Source organism: Bradyrhizobium sp. DOA1, from assembly GCF_001593325.1.
Lineage (GTDB): Bacteria > Pseudomonadota > Alphaproteobacteria > Rhizobiales > Xanthobacteraceae > Bradyrhizobium.
Window position 1 is genome coordinate 5,901,905 of the sequence record NZ_JXJM01000001.1, and the last position, 15,208, is coordinate 5,917,112.

Consider the following 15,208-nt stretch of genomic DNA (forward strand, 5'->3'; position numbering starts at 1 on the left):
GTCTCAAAAATCCTTCAGCAGCCGCTCGATATAGTCGAGCTCGAGCTGCGGACGCGAGGGATCGCCGAGACGGCGGCGGAGCTCTTCGAGGATGCGGCGGACGCGCTGGGCGTCGATCTCGCCGGGGATCTTGACGGTGTAGTCGTCGCTGAGATCGCGGCCGTGAAGCGGGCGGCCGAGCGGATCGGTCTGATTGCCGCCGCTCTGCTGACGGCCGGCGCGATTGCCGGGACCATCTCCCTGCCCCTCGCCATCGCCCTGCTGCATCGCCTCGGCCATCTTCTGCGCGCCCTTGCGCAAGGCATCGAGCGCCTTGCCTTGCGCATCCGTCGCGCCGTCGGCATTGCCCTCGCCGAGCTTCGAGCCGGCATCGCCCATGGCACCGTCGGCGTCATCGAGACTGCCGTCGTCGTCGCCCTGGTCGCCGTCCTGATCGCCGGACTGACCTTGCTCGCCCTGCTGGCCCTTCTGCCCTTGCTGCCCTTGCTGCTTCTGACCCTTTTGTCCCTTCTGCGCGAGGCCGCGCTTGGCGAGCTGGTCCTGCAGCTTCTTCAGGCGCTCGCGCAGCGCCTCCTGATCTTGCTGCAGGTCCGACATCGACTGGTCGCCCTGCTGCTTGCCGCGCGAACGGTCGCGCCGGGAGTCCTGGCCCTGCTTGAACGTCTTGTCGCGCAATTGCTGCTGCTTGCGGATCATGTCGCTCAGCTCGTTGAGCGCCTGCTCCATCTCGCTTTCGCCGGATTGCCCGCGCTGCGCCATTTGGAGGTTTTCCATGATCTGCGCCAGCTGCTCGAGCATGCGCTGCGCCGCTTCGCGATTGCCTTCGCGCGCCGCTTTCTCGATCTGCCGGAGCAGGTCGTCCAGATCACGTTGCGTGATGACGGACCGATCGCGATTGGACGATTGGCTTCGCTCGGTCGCGCGCTTGTATTCTTCGAGCTTCTGGATGGCGTCGGATTGGTTGTTCAGGCTCTTGCCGGACTCCTTCTGCCGGAGGCTGTCGCCGGAGTCCTGCATCGCCTTTTCCGCGCTGTCGAGCAACGCGTCGGGATCCTGGTCCTGCTGGGCGACCGCAGGCGACAAGCCTCCGAGCAGGAAGGCGAGGCAGGCGATTGAGATCGCCCTCAAGACTGGTAGGCGCGCTAGTTTCCGCATTTCCGGTCCCGCGTAAACTGATTGGCCCCCTCGTTGCCCGCCTTGGCGCGGCTGTTCGCCGACTGCCGATAGGCTTGAAGCTGTTGACGCAACGCATCCTGCTGCTGCGCCAGCTCCGCAAGCTGCTCAGGCGTCGCATGCTGGGTCTTCTGTCGCAGCTCGACGGCCTTGTCGAGGATGAGCTGGACCTCCGCCGGGAACGGCTGCCGGGGTCCGAGCGGATTTTGCTCGGCGCGCCGGGCGAGGTCGCGCACCTTGCCGGCCATGGCCTCGCGGAGCTTTTGCGTCAGCACCCTGATCTCGTCCTCGCTGGCGCCGCGGTCGAGCGCCGCCTTGAGCGCGTCCTGCGCCGCGCGCAGCGCTGCGTTGACGCTGCCGGCGACGCCGTCGTCCTCGATGGTGACCGCGAAGGCCCACATGCTCGCTACCACCTCGCGCAATGCGTCGTCGGTACGGGCCGCCTCGAGCTGGGATGCGAGGCTGCGGAGGCCGAGATAGCAGCCCGCATCCGGCGTGAACAATTCGGGCGCGATCATCAGAGCGTCGAGCGCGGTGTAGACCTCGGAATTCCTGTTGGCATCGAGCGCAAGGATGCGGCGCTGCTCGATCAGCGCCCGTGCGAGCGAGTTCGTGAAGAGGCGCTCGGGCAGCCGCATGCTGAAGGGCTCGCTTTTCGCCTCATTGCCGGCCTCGTCCTTGGCGGTCAGCGTCAGCGTGACGTCGGCGCCGGCATAGGGATCCTCGCTGAGGTCCTTCACCGTCTGGCCGACACCGTTACGGGTGCGCGCGTTTGGCAGAACGAGTGGGAATTTCGGTGGCTGGAATAGCGGCCGCGCCGGGCCCTTGGCCTCGGCATCGCTGCCCTTCATGTTATCCTTGGGATTGTCCTTGGCGTCGACGGGACGCAGCGCAATCTGCGCCTCCGCGCCGGTGACGCCGTAATCGTCCTCGATCTTGTAGGAGAGCTGGAGCGCACCGCGCGCCTGGCGCTCGGGATCCTTGGCGAGCGCGATCGTCGGCGTACGGTCTGGCGTTGCCGCGAACGCCCATTGCGGCTGGCCGGAGGGCGCTCGGACTTGCGCCGTGCCGTCGGCTGTGATGGTGAAATGCTTCTCGTTGGTGCCCTTGGGTGCGGCTTCCGTGGGCGCGACCTCCTTGAGGCCGCCGGAAACCGCGACGTCGAGATTGCCGCCGGAGGAGCGCACGATCAGGATCGAGCCGGCGGGAACGGCGAGCGGGCCGCTGGCGGGCAGCGCCGCCGCCTCCTTGTTGGCGGCCGACAGGATGATCGGCGGCTTGCCGGTGTAGAGCGGCGGCGTCACCCAGGCGTCGACGCGGATATTGGCCGGGGCCAGCACGCCGTTCCAGTTGAAGGCGGCCCCGAGCCGCAGCGCGCGTTCGTCGCCGGCGGCAAAGAAGGTCGCAACCAACATCACCATGACGAGGGCGCGCAACGCCCAGGGGTCGTGCAGCGCCAGCCGCGGATGCGGCAGGCCGGCGCGGATGCGCTTGAGCGAGGCCAGCGTTCGCTCGCGCTGCGCCTGCCACAGCGCCCGGGCAACCGGGTCCTGCGAGGTCAGCGTGTCGGTGAGCGTGGTCGCCGGACGGTGGCGGATGCCGGAGCCGCGATCGAGCCGGCTCAGAGCTTCCTCGCGGCTGGGCCAGCGAAAGCGAATCAGAGGGAACAAGGCGGCAAGCGCAACGCCGGCGAAAATGACGAGACCGAGGGCGCGCGCGACGAAGGGCAAGGCAAGCCACAGGCCCGCCCAGGACACCACCAGGAACAGGCCGACGACGGTCAGAAGCCGCGCCAGGTTTGGCCAGGCACGCTCCCACGCGATGGCATAAACGGCCCGGTCGAGGGCCTGCGCCAGCTTCAGCCGCGACAGAGCGTCGCCATCGCGGTTCGGGTCTGACGGGTCGGGGATGACGCCGTTCAATCAGCTCTCCAGGTTGCCCGGTAGAGTGAAGCCTATCACAACGGCAGCACTGAGGCATCCGTTCCTGCACGGGAGAGGGCCCTTTTCCCGCATAACACGAGGACGTGACTGGCCCGGCCCGACCCCTTAATTTCCGCGGCGCCATTCCCGAGGAGAACGAAGGAAACGCCATGGACAAGAAGATGCACGACAAGGGCCTGGAAGTCCGCAAAGCGGTGCTGGGCGAGGCCTATGTCAACAACGCCCTGAAGAACGTCGACGACTTCAACCGCCCGTTCCAGGAGATGCTCAACGAATATTGCTGGGGCACGGTCTGGGGCCGCGAGGAGCTGCCGCGCAAGACCCGCAGCATGCTCAACATCGCGATGATCGCGATCCTCAACCGCCAGCACGAGTTTCGCGCGCATCTCAAGGGCGCACTGACCAATGGCGTGACCCGCGAGGAGATCCGCGAGATCCTGATGCAGGTCGCGATCTACGGCGGCATGCCCGCCGCCGTCGACAGTTTTCGCATCGCGCGCGAGGTATTCGCGGAGATCGATGGGAAGGCGTGAGGGCTGCAATCTCCGCTGTCGCCCCGGGCGCGCGGAGCGCGAGCCCGGGACCCATAACCACAGGAAGACGTGGTTTACGGGAACTCGGAGTGACCGCTTTCGCACGACGATTCCTCCCTGGGGGTATGGGTCCCGGGCTCATCGCTTCGCGATGCCCCGGGACGACGAGCAGAGAGTGATCGCCGCTTTCACATCCAACAGCAACGAAACCCAAACAAGGAAACACCATGGACATCGGATTCATCGGGCTCGGAAACATGGGCTTCCCGATGGCGCGGCGGCTGATCGAGGCGGGACACAGGCTCGTCGTGTTCGACACACGCAAGGACGTGGTCGAGAAGCTGGTGGCGCGCGGCGCCCTGGCTGCGACATCGCCGAAGGATGTCGCCGACCAGGTCGAGACGGTGATGGCGAGCCTGCCTTCGCTGCAGGCCTCGCTCGACGTCGCCACCGGCGCCAATGGCGTGGTCGAAGGGAGCCGCGCGAAGCGCTTCGTCGATCTCTCCACCGTCGGCTCGGCGATGGCGGCTAGGATTCACGGCCTGCTCGCCAAGCGCAACATCGTGCAGATCGACTGTCCCGTGTCGGGCGGGGTCGGCGGCGCCGAGAAAGGCACGCTGGCCGTGATGGTGTCGGGGCCGAAGGCGGAGTTCGAGCTGCTGAAGCCTGCGCTCGACGTGATCGGAAAGGTGTTCTTCATCGGCGAGAAGCCGGGCGCAGCGCAGACCATGAAGCTCGCCAACAATTTCCTGTCGGCGACCGCGATCGTGGCGACGTCGGAAGCGGTGGTGATGGGCGTCAAGGCCGGGCTCGATCCCGCCGTGATGATCGACGTCATCAATGCCGGCTCCGGCATGAACACCGCGAGCCGCGACAAGTTTCCGCGCGCGGTGCTGCCGCGCACCTTCGACTTCGGCTTTGCCACGGGATTGATGGTGAAGGACGTGCGGCTGGCGCTGGAGGAGATGAAGCAGCTCGGCCTGTCGATGGAGGTCGCTGACGCCGTGGGACGTTTGTGGGAGACCGTGATCAGCGCGGAGGGTGCCGAGTCCGATTTCACCGCGGCGATCAAGCCGATCGAGAAGAAGGCGGGGGTGGTAGTTGGCGGCAAGGGCGGATTGGCGGGGAAGTAGCGCCAGCAACCGCTGTCGTCCCCGGGGCGCGCGGAGCGCGAGCCCCGGGACCCATAACCACAGGCGGATGTGATTACGAGGACTCGGAGTTAGAGCTTCGTCAGGCAACTACGCCCTGTGGTTATGGATCCCCGCCTTCGCGGGGATGACACCGCGGCCGTTGAGCCGGCGTTGCCAACTCACAACCACGGCGCCGGCGTGTCCATCGCGATCAGTTGCTCGACCTCGATGCGCGGGCGCACGACGGCGTATTGATCGCCTTTCACCAGCACTTCGGGCACCAGCGGCCGCGTGTTGTAGGTGCCGGCCTGCACCGCGCCATAGGCGCCTGCGGTCATGATGGCGAGCAGATCGCCCGGCTTCGGCGTCGGCAGGGTGCGGTCGAGCGCGAGGTAGTCGCCGGTCTCGCAGACCGGGCCGACGACGTCGGCCGTGATGATGGCCGCGCCCTTCGCAGCCTGCGTCACCGGCAGGATGTCGTGATGCGCCTCGTACAGGGTCGGGCGGATCAGATCGTTCATGGCGGCGTCGATGATGACGAAATTCTTGCCGTCGCCGTGCTTCACGTAGATGACCTTCGCGACCAGGATGCCGGCATTGCCGACGATCATGCGGCCCGGCTCGAACATCAGCGTGCAGCCGAGATTGTGGCTGACGCGCTTGACCATGGCGGCATAGGCGTCGGGCGCCGGCGGCGCCTCGCGGTCCATGTAATAGGGAATGCCGAGACCGCCGCCGAAATCGACGTGACTGATGTTGTGACCGTCAGCGCGCAGCGTCTGCACGAATTCTGAGAGGATGCGGAACGCGGTCTCCATCTTGGAGAGGTCGGTGATCTGGCTGCCGATATGCACGTCGGTGCCGGTCACCTCGATGCCCGGCAGTCTCGCCGCGCGGGCGTAGACCTCGCGCGCATGGGCGATCGGGATGCCGAACTTGTTCTCGGATTTGCCGGTGGAGATCTTGGCATGCGTGCCGGCATCGACGTCGGGGTTGACGCGCACGGAGATGCGCGCGGTCTTGCCCGTCTCGGTCGCAAGCCGCGACAACAGCTCGAGCTCGGGCTCGGATTCGACGTTGAGGCAGAGGATGTCGGCGGCAAGCGCGGCGCGCAGCTCGGCCTCGGTCTTGCCGACGCCGGAGAACAGGATCTTGCTGGCGGGAATGCCGGCGGCCAGTGCCCGCTTCAGCTCACCGCCCGAGACGACGTCGGCACCGGCGCCGAGCTTGGCCAGCGTGCGCAGCACCGACTGGTTGGAGTTCGCCTTCATGGCGTAGCAGACCAGCACCTTCTCGCCGGCGAAGGCATCTGCGAAGACGCGGTAGTGCCGCTCCAGCGTCGCGGTCGAATAGCAATAGAACGGCGTGCCGACGGTCGCAGCCAGCTCGGACAGGTTCACCGCCTCGGCGTGCAGCACGCCGTTGCGATAGTCGAAATGGTTCATGGCGCAGGCTCGGTTGTCCCGGCTTATTTCCGGGCGGGAGGTTCGTCCAGGAGCGGATCGAGAATAAACGGCTTCTTGCGGCCCTTCGCCGCCGCAGGCGCAGGATCCGCACTATAGGTGGGGCTGAGCGTGCCCGGCGCCCTCGGGGCTTCGGTCTCGGCGTCGGCCGGCGCGGCGCCCGTGGTCGCGGACGCGGTCGGCGGCAGATCCAGCGGGCCTTTGCGGCCGCAGCCGGCGAGCGCCAGCGCCGTCACGCTAAGGACAATGATGGCCCACCCCGAGCCGGCCGGGCGAAACTTTGACGTCACGACGAAATCCCCACTACGCGGCGCGCACCATACAGAGATTGGCGCGCTGTGGCGAGAGCCGGATGACCATGAAAGATAAGCGAAATTTTTGCCCTCAGCCCGATTTTCGCTCTTTTTCCAGCCGCTTCGCCCAGCTCTTCGCCTGCGACGCCACGTTCTTCGGCGCGGTGCCGCCGAAGCTGGTCCGGCTCTTCACCGACGATTCGACCGAGAGCACGCCGAGCACGTCCTTGGTGATCTTCGGCTCGATCGCCTGCATCTCCGTCAGCGGCAGCTCGTGCAGCGCCACGTCGCCCTCGGCGGCCTTGGCGACGATGCGACCGGTGACGTGGTGGGCCTCGCGGAACGGCATCTTCAGCGTCCGCACCAACCAGTCGGCAAGATCGGTCGCCGTGGCATAGCCCTCGCCGGCTGCCGCCTTCATCCTGGCCTCATCGGGCACGAGGTCGCGGACCATGCCGGTCATGGCGCGGATCGCCAGCGACAGCGCGGCAAAGCCCTCCATGGCGCCCTGCTTGTCCTCCTGCATGTCCTTTTGATAGGCGAGCGGCAGGCCCTTCATGACGATCAGAAGCCCGTTGAGCGCGCCGATGACGCGGCCGGTCTTGGCACGCACCAGCTCGGCGGCATCCGGATTGCGCTTCTGCGGCATGATCGAGGAGCCCGTGGTGAACTTGTCGCTGAGCCTGACAAGGCCAACCAGCGGCGAGGTCCAGATCACGATCTCCTCGGCAAAGCGCGACATGTGCACGGCGCAGATTGCAGCCGCCGACAGCGTCTCCAGCACGAAGTCGCGGTCGGACACCGCATCGAGCGAGTTCGCCATCGGGCGGTCGAACAGCAGCGCCTTCGCGGTGGCATGGCGGTCGATCGGGAACGAGGTGCCGGCGAGCGCGGCCGCGCCCAGCGGGGATTCGTTCAGCCGCTTGCGCGCGTCCTGGAAGCGGCCGCGGTCGCGCGCCGCCATCTCGACATAGGCCAGCAAGTGGTGACCGAAGGTGACGGGCTGCGCGGTCTGCAGATGCGTGAAGCCGGGCATCACGGTTGCGGCGTGTTCCAGCGCGCGCTCTACCAGCGCCTGCTGGAACGCGGCGAGCGCAGCATCGGTCTCGTCGATGACGTCGCGGACGAACAGGCGGAAATCGGTCGCGACCTGGTCGTTGCGCGAACGCGCCGTGTGCAGGCGGCCGGCGGCGGGCCCGATCAGCTCGGACAGGCGGCTCTCGACGTTCATATGGATGTCTTCGAGCGCGCGCTTAAACGTGAAGCCGCCCTTGCCGATCTCTGACAAGATCGTGTCTAGACCCTTGCCGATATTTTTCGCATCAGAGGCCGTGATGATGCCCTGGCTGGCCAGCATCGCGGCGTGGGCCTTGGACGCGGCAATGTCCTGCGCGAAGAGGTGACGATCGACGTCGATGGAGACGTTGATCTCTTCCATGATCTCATCGGGACGTTCCGAGAACCGGCCGCCCCACATCTTGTTGCTCATGATCTCCTGCTCACGCCTTGCTGTCGCCGCACGTTTGCCGACTGCTGCCAGCCGTATTAAGAGGCCCCTGATAGCCATATCTGCGACCGGATGACAAACGATATGCTCGACAAGACGCCCTCCGCAAAGCGCCGGATCCCCCTCGTCATCGCCGCCGTGGCGGTCGTGGGCCTGGCCGGCTTCGCCGCGCTGTACGGGCTGGGCCTGAGTCGCGCGCCCTCAGGCGATCCGACCTGCAAGCCGGCGGTCGCGACGGCGCAGAAAATCGCCCCGCTTGCCCACGGCGAGGTCGCGGCGCTGACCATGGCCAGCGCCCCGCTGAAGCTGCCCGACCTCACCTTCGAGGATGCCGACGGCAAGCCGAAGAAGCTGTCCGATTTCCGCGGCAAGACGCTGCTGGTGAACCTCTGGGCCACCTGGTGCGTGCCCTGCCGCAAGGAGATGCCGGCGCTGGACGAGCTCCAGGGCAAGCTGTCCGGCCCGAATTTCGAGGTGGTGGCGATCAATATCGACACCCGCGATCCCGAGAAGCCCAAGACCTTCCTGAAAGAGGCCAATCTTGTCAGGCTCAGCTATTTCAGCGACCAGAAAGCCAAGGTTTTCCAGGATCTTAAGGCGATAGGCCGGGCGCTGGGGATGCCGACTTCGGTGCTGGTCGACCCGCAAGGGTGCGAGATCGCGACGATTGCGGGCCCCGCGGAATGGGCCAGCGAGGACGCGCTCAAGCTGATCCGGGCCGCGACCGGCAAGGCCGCCGCGTCGCTTTAGGTATCTTCAGGCGGTGACGTTGAGATTGCCGCCGACGCCGGGGCCGACATTGGCAAGCGAGGGCTGGCCGGCGCCGAGCAGCGTCAGGACGGTGGATTTCTCCATATCCGCGTTCTGCTTGGTCAGCGTCGCCGCAATATTCGACTGCAGCGCGCCTTGCTGAGCGGCCAGCATGGTGCTGACCATCGCCATCATGTCCATTACGCGAACCCTCGTACTGGACGTAACCTAGGCGCGAGAGGTTAACGGGAGGTGAGCGGAAGCGGGTCTCGTGTCCCGGACAAGGTGCGGCACGAAGTGACGCGACGCAGAGCCGGGACCCATGCTTCAGCGTGCACGCGGCTTCTGAGCCCCGGCTCGACAGCGCTCCGCGCTGCGTCCGGGGACGGCTCCCTTACCGCGTCGGAACCGGCTTGGCGCCGCGGTAGTCGTAGAAGCCGCGCTGCGTCTTGCGGCCGAGCCAGCCGGCCTCGACGTATTTCACCAGCAGCGGGCACGGACGGTACTTGGAGTCGGCCAGCCCCTCATGCAGCACCTGCATGATGGAGAGACAGGTGTCTAGGCCGATGAAATCGGCGAGCTCCAGCGGGCCCATCGGATGGTGCGCGCCGAGCTTCATCGCGGCGTCGATCGCCTCAACATTGCCGACGCCTTCGTACAGCGTGTAGATCGCCTCATTGATCATCGGCAGCAGGATGCGGTTGACGATGAAGGCCGGGAAATCCTCGGAGACCGCGACCTGCTTGCCGAGCTTGCCTACGAATTCCTTGGCTGTCTCGAAGGTGGTATCGTCGGTGGCGATGCCGCGGATCAGTTCGACCAGCTCCATCAGCGGCACCGGATTCATGAAGTGAATGCCGATGAAGCGTTCCGGCCGGTCCGTGGCGGCGGCGAGCCGCGTGATCGAGATCGAGGACGTATCGGAGGCGACGATCGCCTCCGGCTTCAACACGGCGCAGAGCTCGTGGAAAATCCTGCGCTTGACCTCTTCCTTCTCGACCGCGGTCTCGATCACGAGATCGCAGTCGGCGAGGTCGTCCAGCTTCTCGGCCAGCGAGATGCGCGCCATCGCCTTGGCCTTGTCGTCCTCGGAGACGGCCTTCTTGGAGACTTGCCGCGCCAGATTGCCGTTGATGGTGGCCATGCCCGACTTGAGGCGGTCGGCCGAAACGTCGTTGAGCACCACGTCGAAGCCGGCCAGCGCCGCAACATGCGCGATGCCATTGCCCATCTGACCCGCGCCGATCACGCCGACCTTCTTGATCACTGCCGCCATCTTGTCATCCACCGGAACGGCGCGCATGTCGCGCCTGCCTATCCCCCGAGCCGGGAGGTCCGATTTAATCAGAACCTTGGCTCGAAACCTAGATTGGATCGCTTCGAAGGCGTGCCCCACGCCAAAGAAAACGCCTCAAAAAGCAACACCGGCCGGAGTTTTTAGCTCCGGCCGGTGTTTTTGGCTCGTTTTACTTGCCGAGCTTGCCGAGTTCGGCCGTGAGCTCCGGAACCGCCTGGTAGAGGTCGGCGACCAGGCCGTAATCGGCGACCTGGAAGATCGGCGCGTCCTCGTCCTTGTTGATCGCGACGATCACCTTGGAGTCCTTCATGCCGGCCAGATGCTGGATCGCGCCGGAAATGCCGACGGCGACGTAAAGCTCGGGGGCCACGACCTTGCCGGTCTGGCCGACCTGCCAGTCGTTCGGCGCATAGCCGGCGTCCACCGCGGCGCGCGAGGCACCGACGCCGGCGCCGAGCTTGTCCGCAAGCGGCTCGATGTACTTGGCGAAGTTCTCGCGGCTCTGCATGGCGCGGCCACCGGAGACGATGATCTTCGCCGAAGTCAGCTCGGGACGGTCGCTCTTGGCGACTTCCTCACCAACGAACGACGACAGGCCGGGATCGGCCGCCGCCGCGACGTTCTCGACCGCCGCGCTGCCACCTTCGCCAGCTGCGGCGAAGGTCGAGGTCCGCACCGTGATGACCTTCTTGGCGTCCTTGGACTTTACTGTCTGGATGGCGTTGCCGGCATAGATCGGACGCTCGAAGGTATCGGGGGCGACCACCTTGATGATCTCCGAGACCTGCATGACATCGAGCAGGGCGGCGATGCGCGGCATCACGTTCTTGAAGCGCGAGGTCGCGGGCGCGACGATCGCGTCATAGCCGGAGGCCAGCGACACCACCAGCGCGGCCAGCGGCTCGGCGAGATCGTGCGCATAGAGGTCGCCGTCGGCGAGCAGCACCTTCTTCACGCCGGCAAGCTTGGCTGCGGCATCCGCCGCGGCCTTGGCGTTCTGGCCGGCCACCAGCACCTCGACGTCGGCGCCGAGCGCGGCAGCCGCGGTGAGAGCCTTGTTGGTCGCATCCTTCAACAACGCGTTGTCGTGTTCGGCAATCAGCAGCGTCGTCATCAGAGCACTCCGGCTTCGTTCTTGAGTTTGGACACCAGCTCGGCGACGTCCTTGACCTTGACGCCCGCCTTGCGGCCCGCTGGCTCCGTCGTCTTGAGAACCTCGAGGCGCGCGGTGACGTCGACGCCGTAATCGGCGACGGTCTTCTCCGCGATCGGCTTCTTCTTGGCCTTCATGATGTTGGGCAGCGAAGCATAGCGCGGCTCGTTGAGACGCAGGTCGGTGGTGACGATCGCCGGTCCCTTCAGCTTCACGGTCTGCAGACCGCCGTCGACTTCGCGGGTGACCTTGAAGTCGGATCCTTCGACCTCGAGCTTGGAGGCGAAGGTCGCCTGCGACCAGCCGAGCAGCGCGGCCAGCATCTGGCCGGTCTGGTTGCTGTCATCATCGATCGCCTGCTTGCCGAGGATGATCAGGCCCGGCTGCTCTTCTTCGGCGACCTTCTTCAGGATCTTGGCAACCGCGAGCGGTTCGACATTGCCCTCGGCCTTCACTAGGATGCCGCGGTCGGCGCCCATGGCTAGGCCGGTGCGGATCGTCTCCGAGGCCTGCGCGGGTCCGATCGAGACCACCACGACCTCGGACGCCTTGCCGCCTTCCTTCAGGCGCAACGCTTCCTCGACCGCGATCTCGTCGAACGGATTCATGGACATTTTGACGTTGGCGAGTTCAACGCCCGATCCATCGCCCTTGACGCGGACCTTGACGTTGTAATCGACCACCCGCTTTACCGGCACCAAGACCTTCATCGATCCTCTTTCACAATTTGGGAGGGGGGTTATCAACTGGCGCGGAACCTAAAGGCCTGATCAGGCCCGGTCAACGCGCCAAGGGGCCAAATTTTAGACCTTAGAAATACAGCGCCCAGATGGGTCAGCGGTTCTGGCCCGGAACCCAGAGTACGTCGCCGGCACCATTGCCGTTGGCGGCGCGGCTGGCCACGAACAGGAAGTCCGACAAGCGGTTCATATATTGGATGCCAGCCGCGCCCACCTGCTCGTTGGGCTTGGCCGCCAGTTCCACGATCACGCGTTCCGCACGGCGGCATATTGTACGCGCGACGTGGAGATGAGCTGCGGCCGGCGTTCCGCCGGGCAGCACGAAGGAGGTCAGCGGCGCAAGCTTGTCGTTGAGCGCGTCGATGTCGCGCTCCAGCCGCTCGACCTGGCTCGCCACCACCCGCAGCCGCTCCGCTTTGCCTTCGCGCTCGGGCACTGCGAGGTCGGCACCGAGATCGAACAGATCATTCTGGATGCGGCCGAGCATCGCGTCGAACTCGGGAAGATCATGCGTGTAGATCCGCACCACGCCGATCGCGGCATTGGTCTCGTCTACGGTGCCATAGGCCTCGATGCGCAGATCGTATTTCGGACGCCGCTCGCCCGAGCCGAGCGCCGTCGTGCCGTCGTCACCAGTCTTCGTGTATATGCGGTTCAATACGACCATGTCAGCGTCCCATCGCCCAGACCGCGGCCATCGCGATGATGATCGCCAGGAACTGCAGCGCCACGCGCCAGCGCATCAGCTTCTGCGAGGTGTTGGGCGAGCCGCCGCGCATCATGTTGACGAGGCCGAGCAGCAGCACCAACGCCACGGCGCCGACCGCGATCGGCAGGATGAAAGTACTCAGGATAGATGCCATTGAGGGGTGATAACACCGTGCGCGCCGGTCCGCCATGGTGCTGCGACAGCCTCTGGCGTCATCCCGGGGCGATGCGCGGCGCGCGTCCCGGAATGACGGCGGCGCTTCGCAAACTGGCTTTTGGGCCAGGAATATCAGATGGTAGCGCGATGATTTTCGGTTTGCGCCCATTGCTTGTGCTCCTGACCTCTCCCTACGTGCAGGGGGAGAGAGCAGCAGTGTAGGTGCCACGTGAAAGCCATCCGCTACATTTACTGCGTCCTGGAGGATGCCTTCTACACATTCCTGGCCGATGACGGCTGGGCGATCGCCAGCCACATCGCGCTGTCGACGCTGATGGCGCTGTTCCCGTTCCTGATTGTGCTGACCTCGCTCGCCGGGTTCTTCGGCTCCAAGGAACTCGCGGACCAGGCCGCCAGCCTGATGCTGCAGGTCTGGCCCAAGCAGGTCGCCGACTCCATCTCGGGCGAGGTTCACGACGTGCTGACCACGACGCGCACTGGCCTTCTGACCATCGGCGCAGCGCTGTCGGTCTATTTCGCCTCCAACGGCGTCGAGGCGCTCCGCGTCGCGCTCAACCGCGCCTATGCGGTGGTGGAGATGCGGCGCTGGTACTGGCTGCGGCTGGAATCGATCCTTTACACGCTGATTGCTGCTTTCACCGCGCTCGCCATGGCGTTCCTGATCGTGCTCGGCCCGCTCCTGATCGAAGCGGCGCGACGCCATATCCCGCTGTTCGTCGAGTCGAACGAAAGTATCCTCACCTGGCTGCGCTACGGCATCACCATCAGCGCGCTGGTGGTGGCGCTGATCATCCTGCACGTCTGGCTGCCGGCGGGACGGCGCGGCTTCCTCCAGATCCTGCCCGGCATCGTCTTCACCATCGTGGCGTCGCTGATATCAGGCATCGTGTTCGGACAATATCTGGCGCGGTTCGCCAACAATTACGTGACGATGTATGCGGGGCTCGCCTCGGTGATCATCGCACTGGTGTTCCTGTATTTCATCGCCGCGATCTTCGTTTACGGCGGCGAGCTCAACGCCGCGATCATCAAGTCGCGGCTTCCTCGCGGCGTGTCGCTTCAAGCAGCGCAGTCGCTAGCGCCCGCGGAGACACAGGCTTGACCAGGAAGGCGTCGGCACCGGCCTCGCGCGCGGCCGCCTCGTCTTCGCCGCGGCCGGAGACGCCAATGATGGGGATCCGGGCCAGCGGCGTCGGCATCGTGCGAATCCGCCTGATGGCTTCGACCCCGTCGATGCCCGGCAGCACCATGTCCATCAGCACCGCGTCGAACGCGCCCTGGGCGAGACGGTCAATGGCGTCCTCGCCGCGCCCGATGAACTCGGCAAAATGGCCGAGTTCGGTCAAGATGGTGTTGAGCACCACGCGGCCGAACGGATTGTCCTCGACGCTGAGCACGCGGAGAGTGGCCACCGTCTCGGGCTCGCTCCCCTCCTTCGTCTTGCGCGATTGGCCCGATCCCGACACATCCAGCGACACCGTCAGGGTGAACGTCGCGCCGCCGCCACGGCGCGGCGCAACGGTGATGTCACCGCCCATGGCGCGCGCCAACTGCTTCACCGAGGATAAGCCCAGACCGGCGCCCCCGAAACGCGAGGCGATGGTGACATTGGCTTGGGTGAACGGACGGAACAGCCGCTTGATCTCGGCCATGGTGAGGCCAATGCCGCTGTCGGACACCGCGAAGGCGATGCCGACCTTGCCTTTGCCCCTTGCCTTGCCTTTGCGCTCGCCCTTGGCGGCACGCCAGGGCTCGACCGCAAGCGCCACGCCGCCCTGATCGGTGAATTTCACGGCATTGTCGATCAGGTTCTCGAGCGCGGCGCGCAGACGGACGGAATCGCCGACCACCAATCCCGGCAGCTTCTCTGAGATATCGACCTCGGCCTGAAGACCCTTGGCGGCGGCACGGCCGGCCAGCGAATCGCCGGCGCTGCGGGCGAGCGCCCGCAGGTCGAACAGATCCTGCCGGAGCGTGCTTCCCCCTTTCCCCGCCCCCTTCCCCGTCCTGGCAGCGTCCACGAACAGCGTGGCAAGGCTCGCCAGGTGTTCGGCGCCAGCCTTGATGGTATCGGCCCAGCGGCGCTCCCGCTCGCCGAGATCGGAGGTCGCGAGCAGGTCGCTGATCGCCAGAATCCCGGTCAGGGGGGTGCGGACCTCGTGGGCAAAGGCGGCGAGTGCGGCCTGGACCACGTCAGGCGTGACCGCCTTGCTGCTGCGCCCGCGCACCCGGCCGGCCGCCCCGGACCGCTTCCGAGGCGGTCGCCTGGACGTCCGCGTGGTGCGCGCTGGGCGCTTTTTCGCCGCCATAGATCCCCTTCGAACCCGGGCTATCGCG

General features: G+C 66.0%; 16 protein-coding genes. 4 read left to right on the forward strand and 12 right to left on the reverse strand.

What is annotated here, in order from left to right; translation table 11 throughout:
• Positions 1-3: 3 nt before the first annotated feature.
• Together SE91_RS27165 and SE91_RS27170 are read right to left on the reverse strand one after the other, a co-directional pair.
• Complete coding sequence (locus SE91_RS27165; protein WP_061849822.1) at positions 4-1,155, reverse strand: DUF4175 family protein; 1,152 nt, start codon at positions 1,153-1,155, stop codon at positions 4-6.
• Positions 1,143-3,095, reverse strand: a complete 1,953-nt coding sequence (locus SE91_RS27170; RefSeq protein WP_061849823.1) for a TIGR02302 family protein — start codon at positions 3,093-3,095, stop codon at positions 1,143-1,145. Before SE91_RS27170 ends, SE91_RS27165 begins: the two co-directional genes overlap by 13 nt.
• Positions 3,096-3,265: 170 nt before the next feature.
• On the opposite strand from SE91_RS27170, the gene SE91_RS27175 reads away from it, so the two are divergent.
• Entirely contained in the window at positions 3,266-3,649 is a 384-nt protein-coding gene (locus SE91_RS27175) for a carboxymuconolactone decarboxylase family protein (RefSeq protein WP_028134137.1), read from the forward strand.
• Between the two features lie 227 nt (positions 3,650-3,876).
• Complete coding sequence (locus tag SE91_RS27180; protein WP_061849824.1) at positions 3,877-4,782, forward strand: NAD(P)-dependent oxidoreductase; 906 nt, start codon at positions 3,877-3,879, stop codon at positions 4,780-4,782.
• 179 nt (positions 4,783-4,961) lie between these two features.
• Here SE91_RS27180 and lysA read toward each other — a convergent pair whose 3' ends face one another.
• From lysA to argH, 3 genes are all read right to left on the reverse strand, one after another.
• Positions 4,962-6,227, reverse strand: coding sequence for a diaminopimelate decarboxylase (gene lysA, locus SE91_RS27185; RefSeq protein ID WP_061849825.1), 1,266 nt, complete (start codon positions 6,225-6,227; stop codon positions 4,962-4,964).
• A gap of 23 nt (positions 6,228-6,250) precedes the next feature.
• Positions 6,251-6,535, reverse strand: a complete 285-nt coding sequence (gene lptM / locus SE91_RS27190) for an LPS translocon maturation chaperone LptM (RefSeq protein ID WP_061849826.1) — start codon at positions 6,533-6,535, stop codon at positions 6,251-6,253.
• Positions 6,536-6,629: 94 nt separating this feature from the next.
• Entirely contained in the window at positions 6,630-8,027 is a 1,398-nt protein-coding gene (gene argH, locus SE91_RS27195) for an argininosuccinate lyase (protein ID WP_061849827.1), read from the reverse strand.
• 102 nt (positions 8,028-8,129) lie between these two features.
• Between argH and tlpA the strand changes: the two genes are divergently transcribed.
• A complete protein-coding gene (tlpA, locus tag SE91_RS27200) occupies positions 8,130-8,795 on the forward strand; it encodes a thiol:disulfide interchange protein TlpA (RefSeq protein WP_082813935.1) in 666 nt (221 codons plus the stop codon).
• 6 nt (positions 8,796-8,801) lie between these two features.
• Here tlpA and SE91_RS27205 read toward each other — a convergent pair whose 3' ends face one another.
• The 6 genes from SE91_RS27205 to SE91_RS27230 form a co-directional block, all read right to left on the reverse strand.
• Positions 8,802-8,996: a hypothetical protein gene (locus SE91_RS27205; RefSeq protein ID WP_008543352.1), complete on the reverse strand. Its 195-nt coding sequence runs from the start codon at positions 8,994-8,996 to the stop codon at positions 8,802-8,804.
• Positions 8,997-9,189: 193 nt separating this feature from the next.
• A complete protein-coding gene (locus SE91_RS27210; protein ID WP_061851353.1) occupies positions 9,190-10,071 on the reverse strand; it encodes a 3-hydroxybutyryl-CoA dehydrogenase in 882 nt (293 codons plus the stop codon).
• Between the two features lie 190 nt (positions 10,072-10,261).
• Positions 10,262-11,206, reverse strand: coding sequence for an electron transfer flavoprotein subunit alpha/FixB family protein (locus SE91_RS27215; protein WP_061849829.1), 945 nt, complete (start codon positions 11,204-11,206; stop codon positions 10,262-10,264).
• Positions 11,206-11,955 (reverse strand): electron transfer flavoprotein subunit beta/FixA family protein, encoded by a 750-nt coding sequence (locus SE91_RS27220; RefSeq protein ID WP_061849830.1) that lies wholly within the window; start codon positions 11,953-11,955, stop codon positions 11,206-11,208. Before SE91_RS27220 ends, SE91_RS27215 begins: the two co-directional genes overlap by 1 nt.
• A 124-nt stretch (positions 11,956-12,079) precedes the next feature.
• Positions 12,080-12,652, reverse strand: a complete 573-nt coding sequence (locus SE91_RS27225; RefSeq protein WP_061849831.1) for a cob(I)yrinic acid a,c-diamide adenosyltransferase — start codon at positions 12,650-12,652, stop codon at positions 12,080-12,082.
• A gap of 1 nt (position 12,653) precedes the next feature.
• Positions 12,654-12,848 (reverse strand): twin transmembrane helix small protein, encoded by a 195-nt coding sequence (locus SE91_RS27230; RefSeq protein ID WP_061849832.1) that lies wholly within the window; start codon positions 12,846-12,848, stop codon positions 12,654-12,656.
• 231 nt (positions 12,849-13,079) lie between these two features.
• On the opposite strand from SE91_RS27230, the gene SE91_RS27235 reads away from it, so the two are divergent.
• On the forward strand, positions 13,080-13,973 hold the full coding sequence (locus tag SE91_RS27235; RefSeq protein WP_060734746.1) for a YihY/virulence factor BrkB family protein: 894 nt from the start codon (positions 13,080-13,082) through the stop codon (positions 13,971-13,973).
• Here the strand turns inward: SE91_RS27235 and SE91_RS27240 are convergent.
• Positions 13,900-15,180 carry an ATP-binding protein gene (locus tag SE91_RS27240; protein WP_061849833.1) on the reverse strand — a complete coding sequence of 427 codons (1,281 nt, stop codon included), beginning with the start codon at positions 15,178-15,180 and terminating at the stop codon, positions 13,900-13,902. The two genes, SE91_RS27235 and SE91_RS27240, sit on opposite strands and share 74 nt — an antisense overlap.
• Between the last annotated feature and the right edge of the window lie 28 nt (positions 15,181-15,208).